Origin of the sequence: Rhizobium cerradonense (assembly GCF_030182455.1) — a bacterium.
Classification (GTDB): domain Bacteria; phylum Pseudomonadota; class Alphaproteobacteria; order Rhizobiales; family Rhizobiaceae; genus Rhizobium.
In genome coordinates this window covers 353,892-368,573 of sequence record NZ_JAQJCK010000003.1, presented here as the reverse complement: position 1 = coordinate 368,573, position 14,682 = coordinate 353,892, and the positions used below count along the sequence as shown (strand labels likewise).

The 14,682-nt window shown below is 60.9% G+C and carries 13 protein-coding genes; 11 read left to right on the top strand and 2 right to left on the bottom strand.

The window, feature by feature from the left end; all coding sequences use genetic code 11:
* Positions 1-46 precede the first annotated feature (46 nt).
* The 9 genes from purF to rarD all read left to right on the top strand — a co-directional run bounded on the left by purF (position 47) and on the right by rarD (position 9,170).
* The gene (gene purF / locus PH547_RS09405; RefSeq protein ID WP_104822543.1) at positions 47-1,531 is read left to right on the top strand and encodes an amidophosphoribosyltransferase; all 1,485 of its coding nucleotides are present in this window, start codon (positions 47-49) and stop codon (positions 1,529-1,531) included.
* Between the two features lie 51 nt (positions 1,532-1,582).
* Entirely contained in the window at positions 1,583-2,323 is a 741-nt protein-coding gene (locus PH547_RS09400; protein WP_104822542.1) for an SDR family NAD(P)-dependent oxidoreductase, read from the top strand.
* Positions 2,324-2,671: 348 nt separating this feature from the next.
* Positions 2,672-4,063 carry a cysteine--tRNA ligase gene (gene cysS / locus PH547_RS09395; protein ID WP_104822541.1) on the top strand — a complete coding sequence of 464 codons (1,392 nt, stop codon included), beginning with the start codon at positions 2,672-2,674 and terminating at the stop codon, positions 4,061-4,063.
* Positions 4,060-4,539, top strand: coding sequence for a GFA family protein (locus PH547_RS09390; RefSeq protein WP_104822540.1), 480 nt, complete (start codon positions 4,060-4,062; stop codon positions 4,537-4,539). Before cysS ends, PH547_RS09390 begins: the two co-directional genes overlap by 4 nt.
* On the top strand, positions 4,536-5,027 hold the full coding sequence (locus PH547_RS09385) for a GFA family protein (RefSeq protein ID WP_104822539.1): 492 nt from the start codon (positions 4,536-4,538) through the stop codon (positions 5,025-5,027). The genes PH547_RS09390 and PH547_RS09385 overlap by 4 nt, the downstream gene beginning before the upstream one ends.
* Positions 5,020-5,496, top strand: coding sequence for a GFA family protein (locus PH547_RS09380; RefSeq protein WP_104822538.1), 477 nt, complete (start codon positions 5,020-5,022; stop codon positions 5,494-5,496). Before PH547_RS09385 ends, PH547_RS09380 begins: the two co-directional genes overlap by 8 nt.
* Positions 5,493-6,452, top strand: a complete 960-nt coding sequence (gene pip / locus PH547_RS09375) for a prolyl aminopeptidase (RefSeq protein ID WP_104822537.1) — start codon at positions 5,493-5,495, stop codon at positions 6,450-6,452. Before PH547_RS09380 ends, pip begins: the two co-directional genes overlap by 4 nt.
* Before the next feature lie 79 nt (positions 6,453-6,531).
* Positions 6,532-8,148, top strand: a complete 1,617-nt coding sequence (gene cimA, locus PH547_RS09370; RefSeq protein ID WP_104822536.1) for a citramalate synthase — start codon at positions 6,532-6,534, stop codon at positions 8,146-8,148.
* A 110-nt stretch (positions 8,149-8,258) separates the two neighbouring features.
* Complete coding sequence (gene rarD / locus PH547_RS09365) at positions 8,259-9,170, top strand: EamA family transporter RarD (RefSeq protein WP_260303588.1); 912 nt, start codon at positions 8,259-8,261, stop codon at positions 9,168-9,170.
* A gap of 38 nt (positions 9,171-9,208) precedes the next feature.
* Here rarD and PH547_RS09360 read toward each other — a convergent pair whose 3' ends face one another.
* Positions 9,209-9,559, bottom strand: coding sequence for a hypothetical protein (locus PH547_RS09360; protein ID WP_104822534.1), 351 nt, complete (start codon positions 9,557-9,559; stop codon positions 9,209-9,211).
* A gap of 83 nt (positions 9,560-9,642) precedes the next feature.
* Positions 9,643-10,266 carry an LOG family protein gene (locus PH547_RS09355; RefSeq protein WP_104825040.1) on the bottom strand — a complete coding sequence of 208 codons (624 nt, stop codon included), beginning with the start codon at positions 10,264-10,266 and terminating at the stop codon, positions 9,643-9,645.
* Between the two features lie 155 nt (positions 10,267-10,421).
* Here PH547_RS09355 and PH547_RS09350 point away from each other — a divergent pair, with 155 nt between their 5' ends.
* Together PH547_RS09350 and PH547_RS09345 are read left to right on the top strand one after the other, a co-directional pair.
* A complete protein-coding gene (locus PH547_RS09350) occupies positions 10,422-12,485 on the top strand; it encodes a LysM peptidoglycan-binding domain-containing protein (RefSeq protein WP_104822533.1) in 2,064 nt (687 codons plus the stop codon).
* A 199-nt stretch (positions 12,486-12,684) separates the two neighbouring features.
* On the top strand, positions 12,685-14,571 hold the full coding sequence (locus PH547_RS09345) for an ABCB family ABC transporter ATP-binding protein/permease (RefSeq protein ID WP_104822532.1): 1,887 nt from the start codon (positions 12,685-12,687) through the stop codon (positions 14,569-14,571).
* Positions 14,572-14,682: the final 111 nt, after the last annotated feature.

Genomic DNA, 14,682 nt, shown 5'->3' with positions numbered 1-14,682 from the left:
GACGCCGCCCTGACCCGTCCCATGTTGAGAGCAAAGGCCTGCAGCCATGAACCATTCCCTTTCCATCGAGGATGATATCGACGGCGACACCCTGCATGAGGAGTGCGGTGTATTCGGCATTCTCGGCCATCCCGACGCCGCGACGCTGACGGCGCTCGGCCTGCATGCCTTGCAGCATCGCGGCCAGGAAGCGGCCGGTATCGTCTCCTTCGATGGCCAGCGCTTTCATTCCGAGCGGCGCATGGGCCTTGTCGGCGACCATTATACCGATCCCGCCACCCTCGCCCGCCTGCCCGGCGACCGTTCGATCGGACATGTGCGTTATTCGACGACGGGCGAGACGATCCTGCGCAACGTGCAGCCGCTGTTTGCCGAACTGGAAGTCGGCGGCATCGCCATCGCTCACAACGGCAATTTCACCAACGGCCTGACGATGCGCCGTCAGTTGATCGCCGACGGCGCCATCTGTCAGTCGACGTCCGACACGGAAGTCGTTCTCCATCTCATCGCCCGCTCCAAGCATCCCTCCTCCTCCGATCGCTTCATCGACGCGATCCGCCAGATGGAAGGCGGCTATTCGATGCTCGCCATGACGCGCACCAAGCTGATTGCGGCGCGCGACCCGATCGGCATCCGGCCGCTGGTGATGGGCGAACTCGACGGCAAGCCGATCTTCTGCTCCGAAACCTGCGCGCTCGATATTATCGGCGCCAAATACGTTCGCGACGTGGAAAATGGCGAAGTCATCATCTGCGAGATCCAGTCGGACGGATCGATCACCATCGATGCCCGCAAGCCCGACGTTTCCCAGCCTGAACGCCTCTGCCTGTTCGAATATGTCTATTTCGCCCGTCCCGATTCCGTGGTTGGCGGCCGCAACGTTTACGTCGCCCGCAAGAATATGGGCATCAATCTTGCCAAGGAAGCGCCCATCGAGGCCGATGTCGTCGTGCCGGTGCCGGATGGCGGCACGCCGGCGGCGATCGGCTATGCACAGGCAAGTGGCATTCCCTTCGAACTCGGCATCATCCGCAACCACTATGTTGGCCGCACCTTCATCGAGCCGACGCAGCAGATTCGTGCCTTCGGCGTCAAGCTGAAGCACTCCGCCAATCGGGCCATCATCGAAGGCAAGCGCGTCGTGCTGGTGGATGACTCCATCGTGCGCGGCACAACATCGGTCAAGATCGTGCAGATGATCCGCGATGCCGGCGCTCGCGAAGTGCATATCCGCGTCGCCAGCCCGATGATCTACCATCCGGATTTCTACGGCATCGACACGCCGGACGCCGACAAGCTGCTCGCTAACCAGTACGGCAGCCTGAAGGCGATGTGCGATTTCATCGGTGCCGATTCGCTGGAATTCCTGTCGATCGACGGTCTCTACCGCGCCGTCGGCGGCGCGCCGCGCGACAATGCGCAGCCGCAGTTCACCGACCACTATTTCACCGGCGATTATCCGACACGCCTGCTCGACAAGGAAAGCACCAGCAATGTGCGCAAGCTTTCCGTGCTCGCCAGCAACGGCTGACACGGGGCTTTTCACCGCTCTCCTTCTCCAGCGCATTCGGACCAAGACAGCATGAGCATAGACCTCAAGGACAAAATCGCCCTGGTGACCGGCGCGTCACGCGGTATTGGTTATTTCACCGCGCTGGAGCTGGCCAAGGCCGGCGCGCATGTGATCGCCTGCGCCCGCACGGTCGGCGGACTTGAGGAGCTGGACGACGCCATCAAGGCTGCCGGCGGTTCGGCAACGCTGGTGCCCTTCGATCTTGCCGACATGAACGCGATCGATGCGCTCGGCGGCTCCATCTTCGAGCGCTGGGGCAAGCTCGATATCCTCGTCGCCAATGCCGGCGTACTCGGCGTCATCTCGCCGATCGGCCACGTCGAGGCGAAGGTGTTCGAAAAGGTGATGACCATCAACGTCACCGCGACCTGGCGGCTGATCCGCTCGGTCGAACCGCTGCTGATGCGCGCCGACGCGGGCCGCGCCATCATCCTCTCATCGGCCGCAGCCCATCGCTGCCGGCCCTTCTGGGGTCCCTACTCGGCATCCAAGGCGGCTGTCGAGGCACTTGCCCGTACCTGGGCCGGAGAAACCCAAAGCACGGCGCTACGGATCACCAGCGTCGATCCCGGCGCCACCCGCACCGCGATGCGCGCCCAGGCAATGCCCGGCGAAGATCCGGACACGCTGCCGCATCCGCGCGACGTCGCGCAAGCCATCCTGCCGCTCGCGGGTCCGGATGTCACCGAAACCGGCAAACTCTTTGTCGTGCGCGAAAACAAGCTCGTCGACTACCGGATGCCGGAATAATACGATCTTCGGCCCGCCGGGGGAGAAGGTCGCGCGCAGCGCGGGTTGAAGGCGTGATACACCGCCGGGAACCTTTCGCTTGCCGCTTTTCTTTGCTCCTCGCGCCCTCCTCATCCGCCCCTTCGAGCCACCTTCTGCCCACGCGGAGAAGGCGACATCCCCCCTTGACCAAATCCCCTACTCGCGCGATAAAGCCGCCCATGAAAACGGTTATCTGCATTATCTGCCGGAAGATTATTCGCTAGCGTTTCGCTGGCCTGGCCGTTTTCGTCTCCCAAAATTCAAGATGATAAACGTCCGGCCTGCCGGTGACGATATTTTTCGGATTTATGCCTTTGGGAGAGTGAAATGGGCACCGAGCCGCACCTTAAATTTTACAACACGCTGACGCGCGAAAAGGTCGACTTCCAGCCGATCGACCGCGAGAACGTCCGCCTGTATGTCTGCGGCCCGACGGTTTATGACTTCGCCCATATCGGCAATGCCCGGCCTGCGATCGTCTTCGACGTGCTCTTCCGACTGTTGCGGGAGGTCTATGGCGAAAATCATGTCACCTATGCGCGCAACATCACCGACGTCGACGACAAGATCAACGCGCGGGCACTGCGTGACCATCCTGGACTGCCGCTGAACGACGCGATCCGCCTGGTCACCGAAAAGACCGAGACGCAGTACCGCCAGGACGCAATTGCGCTCGGCTGCCTTGAGCCGACGATGCAACCGCGGGCGACGGAAAACATCGCGCAGATGATCGAGATCATCGAGAAGCTGATCGCCAAAGGCCATGCCTATCAGGCGGCTGGAGAAGTGCTGTTCGACACCAAATCCATGGCGGATTACGGCCAGCTCTCAAAACGCAATCTCGAGGAGCAGCAGGCCGGCGCTCGCGTTGCTGTCGACGCGCATAAGAAAAGCCCGGGTGACTTCGTGCTCTGGAAGCTCTCGGACGAGAGCGAGCCCGGCTGGGAAAGCCCCTGGGGCCGCGGCCGTCCTGGCTGGCATATCGAATGCTCCGCCATGAGCGGGCGCTATCTCGGCGACGTCTTTGACATTCATGGCGGCGGACTGGACCTGATCTTCCCGCACCATGAAAACGAGATCGCCCAATCGCGTTGCGCCCATGGTACCGAGGTGATGGCAAATGTCTGGATGCATAACGGCTTCCTGCAGGTCGAAGGCCGCAAGATGTCGAAATCCGAGGGCAATTTCGTCACCATCTACGAACTGCTGCACACCGAAAAACTCGGCGGGCGGGTATGGCCAGGCGCGGTGCTTCGGCTTGCCATGCTGATGACACACTACCGCGAGCCGATCGACTTTTCCGTGAAGCGGCTGGAAGAGGCTGAACGGCTTCTGGCGAAATGGCCGGCGGCGGATGTCGGCGATGCCGCGCCGGATGCTGCCATCGTGGCGGCCCTGGCCGACGACCTCAACACCGTTGCCGCCATCCAGGCGCTGCATGCTCTGGCGCAAGCCGCCAATGCCGATGCGAGCGTCCTGCCCACCTTCGCCGCAAGCGCGGCACTTCTCGGCCTGTTGCCCGAGAAGGTGGAGATGGACGACGCCGTTGTTGCGGAAATCAACAGGCGCGTGCGGGAGCGGCTGGAATTGCTAAAGGCGAAGAACTTTGCCGAAGCTGACAAGATCCGCGAGGTGCTTTTGGCTGAAGGCATTCAGTTGAAGGACGGCAAGGACCCAGCGACTGGTGAGCGTAAGACGACCTGGGAGGTGAAGAGATGACTGAAACCTTCACCGGCGGCTGTCAATGCGGCGCGGTTCGCTTCCGTATACGAGGCGAGCTCAAGGATGCGTCGATCTGTCATTGCCGTATGTGCCAGAAAGCCTTTGGTGCCTATTATGCGCCGCTCGTCTCTGCCCGCGGCGCCGAGCTCGTCTGGACGCGGGGGGAGCGCAAAAAGTTCCGGTCGTCGAATTTCGTCGAGCGTGGCTTTTGCGGTGATTGCGGTACGCCGTTGACCTATGAGGCGCCCGATGGCGTGGCGGTCGCGGCTGGCGCATTCGATGATCCGTCGCTATTGCCGCCGGTGGTGCAGTTCGGCGTGGAAGGCAAGATAGACTTCGTCGACAGGCTGCATCTGCTGCCGGGGCATCGGACGGAAGAGGATGCGGAGCAGGCACCCTTCGTGTTGGAGATCGTGTCTTACCAGCATCCGGACCACGACACGGCAACATGGCCACCGGAAACAGGCAAATGACGATGGCGATGAGATATAGCGGCGGTTGCCAGTGCGGCGCGGTCCGGTATCGCGCGGCCGGCGCGATCGGCTATCCCCATCTCTGCCATTGCCGCATGTGCCAAAAGGCTTCGGGCAATTACGCTCTGCCGCTCGGCAGCGCCCAACGCTCCGATTTCGAGCTGACGCGCGGCGAGCCCTCGTGGTTTCATTCGTCCGATCTCGTACGCCGCGGCTTTTGCAGCGCCTGCGGTACGCCGTTGTTCTACGACATTCCGGGTACGGATTTCATCAATCTAACGCTCGGTTCCCTCGACGAGCCGATGGCGGTGCAGCCGGTCGCCCAATCGAATCTTGCGGGAAAAATGCCATGGTTCCATGCGCTCGATGCGCTGCCAGTGGAACCGGATGGCGATGGTTCGGATCGTGATCTGGCGATCCGGTCATCCAACCACCAGCACCCCGATCACGATACCCAAACCTGGCCACAGGAGAAGAGCCATGACTGAAACCATCAGAAGCGGAGGATGCCAATGCGGTGCCGTGCGGTTTCGCATCCACGGTGAGCTCGGCCGCCCCTCGATCTGCCATTGCCGCATGTGTCAGAAGCAGTTCGGCAACTTCTTCTCCGCCCTGGTCACGGCGCCGGATGATGGCCTCGAATGGACGCGGGGCGAGCCCACCTATTTCCAGTCTTCCGTCAACATCGACCGCGGCTTCTGCAAGAATTGCGGCACGCCGCTGACCTACCGCCATCCCGGCGGGCTGGAGATCGCCATCGGCGCCTTCGACGAGCGCGACGATTTGGCGCCGCAGATCCAGGTGAACTACGCCTCGCGCCTGCCCTGGGTCGACACCATATTTGAGCAGCCGGTCCATCAGGATCCGGATTTTTACGCACGGCAGGAGCAGATCATCTCCTTCCAGCACCCTGATCACGATACCGACGTCTGGCCCGCCGAGGGATTGAAAATATGACGGAAATACCGCGTACGCTTTATCCGGAAATCGAGCCCTACGCCTCCGGCCATCTCGATGTCGGTGACGGCCATGTCGTCTATTGGGAGCGCGTCGGCACGCCTGGGGCCAAGCCTGCCGTTTTCCTGCATGGCGGCCCGGGCGGCGGCATCTCGCCGACGCATCGCCGCCAATTCGATCCGGCGCTTTATGACGTCACGCTGTTCGATCAGCGCGGCTGCGGCAAGTCGACGCCGCACGCGGGGCTGAACGCCAATACGACCTGGCATCTGGTCGCCGATATCGAGCGCTTGCGCGAAATGGCCGGTGTGGACAAGTGGCTGGTATTCGGCGGCTCCTGGGGCTCGACGCTGGCGCTTGCCTATGCGGAAAAGCATCCCGAACGGGTTTCCGAACTGGTCGTGCGCGGCATCTACACGCTGACCAGGGCCGAGCTTGACTGGTATTATCAATTCGGCGTCTCGGAAATGTTCCCGGACAAGTGGGAGCGCTTCATCGCGCCGATCCCACTGGAAGAGCGTCACGAGATGATGCTTGCCTATCACCGCCGGCTGACCCACGAGGACAAGGCCATGCGCCTGAAGGCCGCCAAGGCCTGGGCGATCTGGGAGGGTGAGACGATTACCCTGTTGCCGGATCCTTCGACCAGCGGAAAGTTCGAGGAAGCCGAATATGCGCATGCCTTCGCGCGCATCGAAAACCACTTCTTCGTCAATGCCGGCTGGATGGAGGAAGGCCAGCTCCTGCGCGATGCCCACAGACTGAAGGACATTCCCGGGGTCATCGTCCACGGCCGCTACGACATGCCCTGCCCGGCGAAATACGCCTGGGCTTTGCACAAGGCATGGCCAAAGGCGGAATTCCATCTGATCGAAGGGGCCGGCCACGCTTTTTCCGAACCGGGCATTCTCGATCAGCTCATCCGCGCGACGGATAAGTTCGCAGGGAAAATTTGAACCCTTCCCCGCTTCGCTAGGCCGAGGCGGGAGAGGAAGCGACTAGATAAGAGGAAACCGGTTCGCCGGAGGAAACCGAATGACACGCGAAAAAATCTATCTCTTCGACACGACCTTGCGCGACGGGCAGCAGACGCCCGGCATCGACTTTTCGGTCGAGGACAAGATTTCCATCGCCAACATGCTGGACGAATTCGGCCTCGATTATGTCGAGGGTGGCTATCCCGGCGCCAATCCGACCGACACCGCCTTCTTCAATGAAAAGCGGACGCAGACTGCCTCCTTCGTCGCCTTCGGCATGACCAAGCGCGCCGGCGTTTCCGCCTCCAACGATCCCGGTCTTGCCAGCCTCCTGCAGGCAAAGTCCGATGCTATCTGTTTCGTCGCCAAGAGCTGGGACTATCACGTCAAGGTCGCTCTCGGCTGCACCAATGAGGAAAATCTCGAATGCATCGCCGAAAGCGTCAAAGCGGCCATCGGAGCCGGCAAAGAAGCGCTTGTTGACTGCGAGCATTTCTTCGACGGCTACAAGGCCAATCCGACCTATGCGCTCGCCTGCGCCAAGACGGCCTATGAAGCCGGCGCGCGTTGGGTCGTGCTATGCGACACCAATGGCGGCACGCAGCCGCCGGAAGTCCGCGCCATCGTTGAAGCCGTGATCGCCGAGGGCGTCCCCGGCGACTGTCTTGGCATCCATGCCCATAACGACACGGGCCAGGCGGTCGCCAATTCGCTCGCTGCCGTCGAAGCCGGGGTGCGGCAGATCCAGGGCACGTTGAACGGCGTCGGCGAACGCTGCGGCAATGCCAACCTAATCACGCTGATCCCGACGCTGGCGCTGAAAAGGGCCTATAGCGAGCGCTTCGAAACGGCGATCGACGGCGAACGGCTCTTGGGCCTGACCGGCCTGTCGCATGCTTTCGACGAGCTGCTGAATCGCTCGCCCGATCATCAGGCGCCCTATGTCGGCGCCTCGGCCTTCGCGACCAAGGCCGGTATCCATGCGTCTGCATTGCTGAAGGACCCGCGCACCTACGAGCATGTGCCGCCGGAAAGCGTCGGCAATTTCCGTAAGGTCATGGTATCAGACCAGGGCGGCAAGTCGAACTTCATCAACGCGCTGAAGCGGCGCGGCATCGAGGTCGGCAAGGACGACCCGAAGCTCGATCGGCTGATCCAGATCGTCAAGGAGCGCGAAGCGTCCGGTTACGCTTACGAGGGCGCCGATGCCAGCTTCGAGCTTCTGGCGCGCCGCACCCTTGGTACCATTCCGGAATTCTTTGCGATCGACGGTTTCCGCGTGATGGTCGAGCGCCGGTTCGATTCTCACGGCCGGGTAAAGATCGTCTCGGAAGCGGTGGTCAAGATGATCATCGACGGCCAGACTATCATGTCGGTTGCCGAAGGCGATGGCCCGGTCAACGCGCTCGACCTGGCACTGCGCAAGGACTTCGGCAAATACCAGCATGAGATCGACGATCTGGTGCTCGCTGACTTCAAAGTGCGCATCCTCAACGGCGGCACGGAGGCCATAACCCGGGTCCTGATCGAATCCACCGACAGCAGCGGCGTGCGCTGGTGGACGGTCGGGGTTTCGGAAAACATCATCGACGCCTCTTTCCAGGCGCTGATGGATTCCGTCATCTACAAGCTGATGAAAAACCGGCACATGGCGGGCAAGATCGCGGCGGAGTGATCCGCCGCCTATCAAAAACCTTGACGATGCCGTCAAGGAAATGAATTGGCCCCACAAGGCGCATTGGAGTAAGCCCGTCGTAAAAGAAAATATTACGGCGGGAAATACCAATGGCTACCGATACGGTCGCACCTGATATCAAGAACGAGGAAAGCCCACGCGGGTTCGGTTTCGTGCTGACGGCCTATCTGATCTGGGGCGTCCTGCCGCTCTACATGAAGGCCTTGGCACATATTCCGGCGACAGAGGTCATTGCCCACCGCATCCTATGGTCCGTTCCGGTCGCCGGCGCCGTGCTTCTGGCGCTCGGCCGCACGGGCGATGTGAAGGCGGCGCTGACGAACCCGCGCACGCTCGCCATGGCGTCGCTGACGGCGGTGTTGATTACCATCAACTGGGGCACCTATGTCTGGGCCATCGGCGCAGGACATTCGCTCGATGCAGCCCTCGGCTATTTCGTCAATCCGCTGTTCAGCATCGCGCTTGGCGCCTTGCTGCTGAAGGAGAGGCTTGCGCCGGCACAGATCGTTGCGATCGGCCTGGCGGCCGCAGCGGTCGTCATCCTGACTGTCCAAGCCGGCACCCTGCCCTGGGTGGCGTTGTCGCTGACCTTCTCCTGGGGCTTCTACGCCTTTTTCCGCAAGACGCTGCCGGTCGGGCCGAATCAAGGTTTCTTTATCGAGGTGTTGCTGCTCTGCATCCCCGCGCTGCTTTACATCATCTATCTGGAGGCGCGCGGCGAAGGCCATCTTTATCGCACGGGCGTCACGGATATGGCGCTTCTGCTCGGTTGCGGGTTTGTGACCGCCCTGCCGCTGATGATCTTTGCCAATGGAGCGAAACTGCTGAAGCTCTCCACCATAGGCATCATGCAGTATATCGTGCCGACCATGGTCTTCCTGATCGCCGTCTTCCTGTTCAAGGAGCCTTTCGGCACGACCCAATTGATCGCCTTCTCGCTGATTTGGGCGGGGCTGGCGCTTTATAGCTGGTCTATGCTGCGTCAGAGCCGGGGGCGCTGAGACTCAGCGTGGCTGCTGAGCCACACGTCAACCATGCATTAAGCAGTTTCGCCAACATTCGGAGTCGGAGCGTAAGAGGCTTTCCCGCCTATTTCGCGATACTGCCGCGCGAATTCGATGCATTCGTTCAAGCTGTCGCGGATCCTGATGGCCGTCTCAATATCGAAGTTGATATAGTTTTTGACGTCACCTTCAGGACCTGCGTAGCTATCAGGGCGCATCTTGACGCCTATTAGGACATCGGACTTGTCGAGTAATTCTTTGACGCGCCATTCGAAAAACGAAAATCGGGATGTTCCGCTTTCCCATGCCGTCGCAAAGATGACATCGCCAGCCATCACGTTGAATGGTTTAATACCCGACAATAATGCCTTGAAAACCGACCACATATTTACTCGCCCATGTCCAATCAAGACTGAGCCGCACAATATCCTATTGCCACAATCCGACAAGCTGTCAGGTGGATCCAAAATTACAGCTTCGAGATAACGGCCTCTTCGCCACCGCGGTCGCCATGCGCCTCGGCCGCATGCTTGCGAATTGCGGGAATGATGTCGGCGACCTTGTCGATGACCAGCGGCTGCACACGATGAGCGGTGTGGACGAAGCCCTCCTCCGTCATATGGCGGATCAGCTCCATCATCGGGTCCCAGAAACCGTTGATATTGGCGAAGACCATCGGCTTTTCATGGCGGCCGAGCTGGCCCCAGGTCATGATCTCGACGATCTCCTCCAGCGTACCGATGCCGCCCGGCAGCGCTACGAAAGCGTCGGCGCGCTCGAACATGGTGTGTTTGCGCGTATGCATGTCCGGGGTTATGATCAGTTCGTCCAATTGACCGAGCGAATGGCGCGTCGCTTCCATATCGACGAGGAACTCCGGAATGATGCCGGTGACCTGACCCCCATGCGACAGGACGCCGCTCGCGACAGCGCCCATGATGCCTTTCGTGCCGCCGCCATAGACTAGGCGCAACCCGCTCTCGGCGATGCTCTTGCCCAGCTCGCGGCCCGCAGCCATGTGGGAAGGATCGCGACCCGGCCTGGAGCCGCAATAGACGCAGATGGATCGAATTGGCACAGAATCGTCAGTCATGAATGCAAACAACTATGCTGCAAGTGCTCAGTCAAGAATTTTCAAAAGAAAACTTGTGCCAGAGCACGCTGAAATGACTGAGAAAGCTTGTAAAAGCAGGCGAAATCGTTAGCAATTTCAAGAGTGGAGATGACTCCGCCGCTTGGAGAGAAATGATGATGAAGAACCGTGCCGGCTTGCTGGCTCTGTTGGTACTGGTAGTTGCGACCGTCCTGATGGTCTTCTTTGTGATGCCGCGCATCAACGGCGATAAGAAGTCAATCGGTGACGCCATCAATCAGGCGAGCGACGCGGTGAAGAACACCATCACGGAAAATGGCCAAAAAACAGGCGACGCCGTGAAAAAGGCCGGTGAAGCAACGCAGGGTGCCGCCACGACCGCAATTAACGCCGCCGATGTCACCAAGAAGCTCACCGATCTCAGCGGCACGGCCGTCACCTCTCTTGCCGATCTCAAAGTGCTCTTCAAGGACGGCAAGGGGCCGACCGAGGACGTCTTCACCACAGCCAAGACGAAGACGGTCACTGGGCTGCAGGCGATCGTCGATTTTACCGCTCCCCAAGGGACGGATGCCACGACGACCGCCCTGGTCAACAAGGCACATGACGGCGCCGGCAAGGCACTTGCCATCATCCAGTCTCTTCCAGAGAACATCGCCGATGCCGCCGCCGCGATCGACAAGGCGCGGGCAGCACTCACTGGCGAGGCCGCGCCGCAAACGCAAGCGGCGGGACCGGTAACCCCGTCCTTCGACGTGCTGCGCGTCGAGCCGGATGGTTCCACCGTCATCGCGGGCTCGGCCGAGCCCAATTCCAAGCTGGAAATCGTCGACGGCGACAAGGTGGTGACGACGACCGAGGTCGGGCCGAGCGGCGATTTCGCCGCCGTGCTCGACAACCCGCTGCCGCCCGGCGATCATGAACTGGTGCTGCGCGCAACGGGCAAGGACGGCAAGGCCGTCACTTCAGAGGAAGTTGCTACCGTATCGGTTCCGAAGGACGATAAGAGCCAGCTTCTCGCCATGGTTTCCAAACCCGGCACGGCAAGCCGCATCATCACCGCGCCGTCAGCCAAGCAAGGGCGCGTCGCAACCGACCAGCAAGCGTCGGCAGCCGATACAGCCGCGAATGGTGCAGGCGGGGCGACCGCCAATGACAGTACCGGCACCAAGCCACAGGACAACACCGCCGCTGCCTCCGCCACCGGCAACGGCGACTCGGCAACCGCGCCTGCAGCGACGACCGCTAGCGCACCTGAAGTTATGGTCAATGCAGTCGAGATCGAAAACAACCATATCTTCGTTGCTGGCACGACGAAGCCGAACGCCAAGGTTCGCGCCTATGCCGACGACAAGCTGATCGGCGAGATCGTGGCAGGAGCCGACGGGCATTTCGTCGTCGACGGCACGATGCCGCTGACGGTCGGCGACCACAAGATCCGTGTCGACGTCCTCGACGGCTCCGGCAAGGTCACGGTGCGCACCAGCGTCAATTTCACTCGCCCCGAGGGCAACCAGGTGACGGTCGCGGCGCAAACACCGGCGGCTTCCGGCAGCAACGGCAATGCTGCCGCCACCACCATGGTGCCACTCGACGAAGGTGAGCTTGGCAAGCTGAGGGGGGACGCCGGCAAGGCTTTCATCCTGCTGAAGGACCTTTTTGCGGATGGTAAGCAGCCGAATGCGGAACAGCTCGCCGCTGCCCGCTCGGGCACGGAAATTGCGCTGAAGTCGCTTTCGGAATTCCGTCCGGCGATCGATGCCAGTGCGACGCTGAAACAGGCCGCCACCGATGCCGCAAACGCGGCTGGCCGGGCGCTGACCGTGCTGCAGGCTCTACCGAAGGATCCGAAGTCGGTCGGCGATGCCCTGCCCAAGCTCGGAGAGATGATGGCCGCCGTTACCAAGCCCGAGAATGCAGCCCCTGCGCCGACGAGCGTCGAAACCTCCTCCAACGGCGGCGGCCCCAAGACCCTCCAGCAAGCACCGCTCTCGCAGGATACCAATGCCGTCATCATCCGCCGCGGCGATACGCTCTGGCAGATTTCCCGTCGCACCTACGGCGCTGGCGTGCGCTATACAACGATCTATCTCGCCAATGAGGACAAGATCAACAATCCGGACCGTATCCTGCCCGGCCAGGTCTTCGGCCTGCCGAAGGATGCGCTGCCCAATTCTGAAGAGCTGCACCGCAAGCGGCTTTCAGGTGGGCATCTATAGGGCATAGCCCCTCACAATAAGACCGATGCAATATGGCCAGGCGCAATCAACGCCTGGCCGCTGCTTTTACCCGACATAAAAATAGTATAATCGTGCCGCCGACCCCCATTGCCCCGCTCATTACCTGACGGGGCCCTCCAGCCAGGCTGCGCAACTACGCCATTGCCCCGGCTGGCTCAGATATTCGCCGGAGACGGACATGGCAGACCGCAAGAAGACCATATCGGCGGATTCCAGCAATCCATTGAATACGATCGTCAATCTCTGGCCCTACATGTGGCCGGCAGGACGGATGGACCTGAAGATGCGGGTCGTCTGGGCGACCGTCTATCTGTTGATCTCGAAATTCTTCCTGCTGCTGGTTCCCTATTTCTTCAAATGGTCCGTCGATGCCCTGAACGGCAAGCTGGACATGCAGGGCATCCTGCCGGCCTTCATGGTGGGCGCCATCGCACTGATCGTCGCCACCAATGTTACGCGCCTCATTCAGCTCGGCCTCAACCAGTTGCGCGACTCGCTCTTTGCCAGCGTCGGCCAATATGCCGTGCGCCAGCTCGCCTACCGGACTTTCGTCCACATGCACGAGCTGTCGTTGCGCTTCCATCTCGAGCGCAAGACCGGCGGCCTGTCGCGCATCATCGAACGCGGCACCAAGGGCATCGAGACGATCGTCCGCTTCACCATTCTCAACACCGTTCCGACCTTTGTCGAATTCCTGCTGACTGCGGTTATCTTCTGGCGTGGCTACGGTTTTTCCTATCTTGCCATCACGGCGATCACGGTCTGGCTCTACATCTGGTTCACCGTCCGCGCGAGCGACTGGCGCATCTCCATCCGCCGCTCGATGAACGAGAGCGATACCGACGCCAATACCAAGGCGATCGATTCGCTTCTGAACTTCGAAACGGTCAAATATTTCGGCAATGAGGAAATGGAGGCCCGACGCTTCGACCAGTCGATGTCGCGCTATGAGAAGGCCGCCACCGATGTTTGGACATCGCTCGGCTGGCTGAACTTCGGCCAAGGCTTGATCTTTGGCCTCGGTACCACGGTCATGCTGATATTCTCCGGCTGGGCCGTTCTTAACGGGCATCAAACGGTCGGCGATTTCGTCTTCATCAACTCCATGCTGCTGCAGCTTTCGGTGCCGTTGAACTTCATCGGCTTCGTCTATCGCGAAATCCGCCAGGGCCTGACCGACATCGAGGAGATGTTTGATCTGCTCGAAGTCAAGCCGGAGGTGACGGACTCTCCCGACGCCAAGGAGCTGGTCATCGGCCACGGCGCCATCTCCTTCAAGGATGTGCATTTCGCCTATGAGTCTGCGCGGCCGATCCTGAAGGGTATTTCCTTCGAAGTGCCAGCCGGCAAAACGGTCGCGGTTGTCGGCCCCTCGGGCGCCGGCAAATCGACCCTGTCACGGCTTCTCTACCGCTTTTACGACGTACAGAGCGGCACGATCACCATCGATGGCCAGGATCTGCGCAAGGTGACGCAGAAGAGCCTGCGCAAGGTGATCGGCATGGTCCCCCAGGACACGGTGCTCTTCAACGATACTATCGCCTACAATATCCGCTATGGTCGACCGGGTGCGAGCGAGAACGAGGTGACGGCCGCTGCGGAGATCGCTCAGATCAGTGACTTCATCCGTCATTTGCCAGAGGGCTTCGACACCAAGGTCGGCGAGCGCGGCCTGAAACTGTCCGGCGGCGAAAAGCAGCGCGTCGCCATTGCCCGTACCATCCTCAAGGCGCCGCCCGTGCTGATCCTCGACGAGGCCACCTCGGCGCTGGATACGACGACCGAACGGGAAATTCAGGCAGCACTGGACGTCGTCTCCAAGAACCGCACGACGCTGGTCATCGCTCACCGGCTCTCAACCGTCATTGGTGCCGATGAGATCATCGTGTTGAAAAGCGGCGAAATCGCCGAACGCGGCACGCATGCCGCCCTCTTGGAGCAGAACGGCCTCTATGCGTCGATGTGGAACCGCCAGCGCGAGGCTACTCAGGCGGAAGAACATCTGAAGCAGGTGCGCGAGAGCGACGATCTCGGCGTGGTCAACCGGCTGGCGCCTGCAAGCTGAAGAATGGCGTCGCCGCGACGTTGCGCGATCGTTGTGGGCAAGTGCGGCGCAGCGATGTTGCGGACTTCGCTTGTCACGTAGTTGAGATAACAGCTTGATAGGTACGGGTCT

What these genes read in the sequence shown, in the direction of transcription:
- purF (WP_104822543.1), top strand. Translation starts at nt 47, where the DNA reads ATGAACCATTCCCTTTCCATCGAGGATGATATCGACGGCGACACCCTG.
- PH547_RS09400 (WP_104822542.1), top strand. Translation starts at nt 1,583, where the DNA reads ATGAGCATAGACCTCAAGGACAAAATCGCCCTGGTGACCGGCGCGTCA.
- cysS (WP_104822541.1), top strand. Translation starts at nt 2,672, where the DNA reads ATGGGCACCGAGCCGCACCTTAAATTTTACAACACGCTGACGCGCGAA.
- PH547_RS09390 (WP_104822540.1), top strand. Translation starts at nt 4,060, where the DNA reads ATGACTGAAACCTTCACCGGCGGCTGTCAATGCGGCGCGGTTCGCTTC.
- PH547_RS09385 (WP_104822539.1), top strand. Translation starts at nt 4,536, where the DNA reads ATGACGATGGCGATGAGATATAGCGGCGGTTGCCAGTGCGGCGCGGTC.
- PH547_RS09380 (WP_104822538.1), top strand. Translation starts at nt 5,020, where the DNA reads ATGACTGAAACCATCAGAAGCGGAGGATGCCAATGCGGTGCCGTGCGG.
- pip (WP_104822537.1), top strand. Translation starts at nt 5,493, where the DNA reads ATGACGGAAATACCGCGTACGCTTTATCCGGAAATCGAGCCCTACGCC.
- cimA (WP_104822536.1), top strand. Translation starts at nt 6,532, where the DNA reads ATGACACGCGAAAAAATCTATCTCTTCGACACGACCTTGCGCGACGGG.
- rarD (WP_260303588.1), top strand. Translation starts at nt 8,259, where the DNA reads ATGGCTACCGATACGGTCGCACCTGATATCAAGAACGAGGAAAGCCCA.
- PH547_RS09360 (WP_104822534.1), bottom strand. Translation starts at nt 9,559, where the DNA reads ATGTGGTCGGTTTTCAAGGCATTATTGTCGGGTATTAAACCATTCAAC.
- PH547_RS09355 (WP_104825040.1), bottom strand. Translation starts at nt 10,266, where the DNA reads ATGACTGACGATTCTGTGCCAATTCGATCCATCTGCGTCTATTGCGGC.
- PH547_RS09350 (WP_104822533.1), top strand. Translation starts at nt 10,422, where the DNA reads ATGATGAAGAACCGTGCCGGCTTGCTGGCTCTGTTGGTACTGGTAGTT.
- PH547_RS09345 (WP_104822532.1), top strand. Translation starts at nt 12,685, where the DNA reads ATGGCAGACCGCAAGAAGACCATATCGGCGGATTCCAGCAATCCATTG.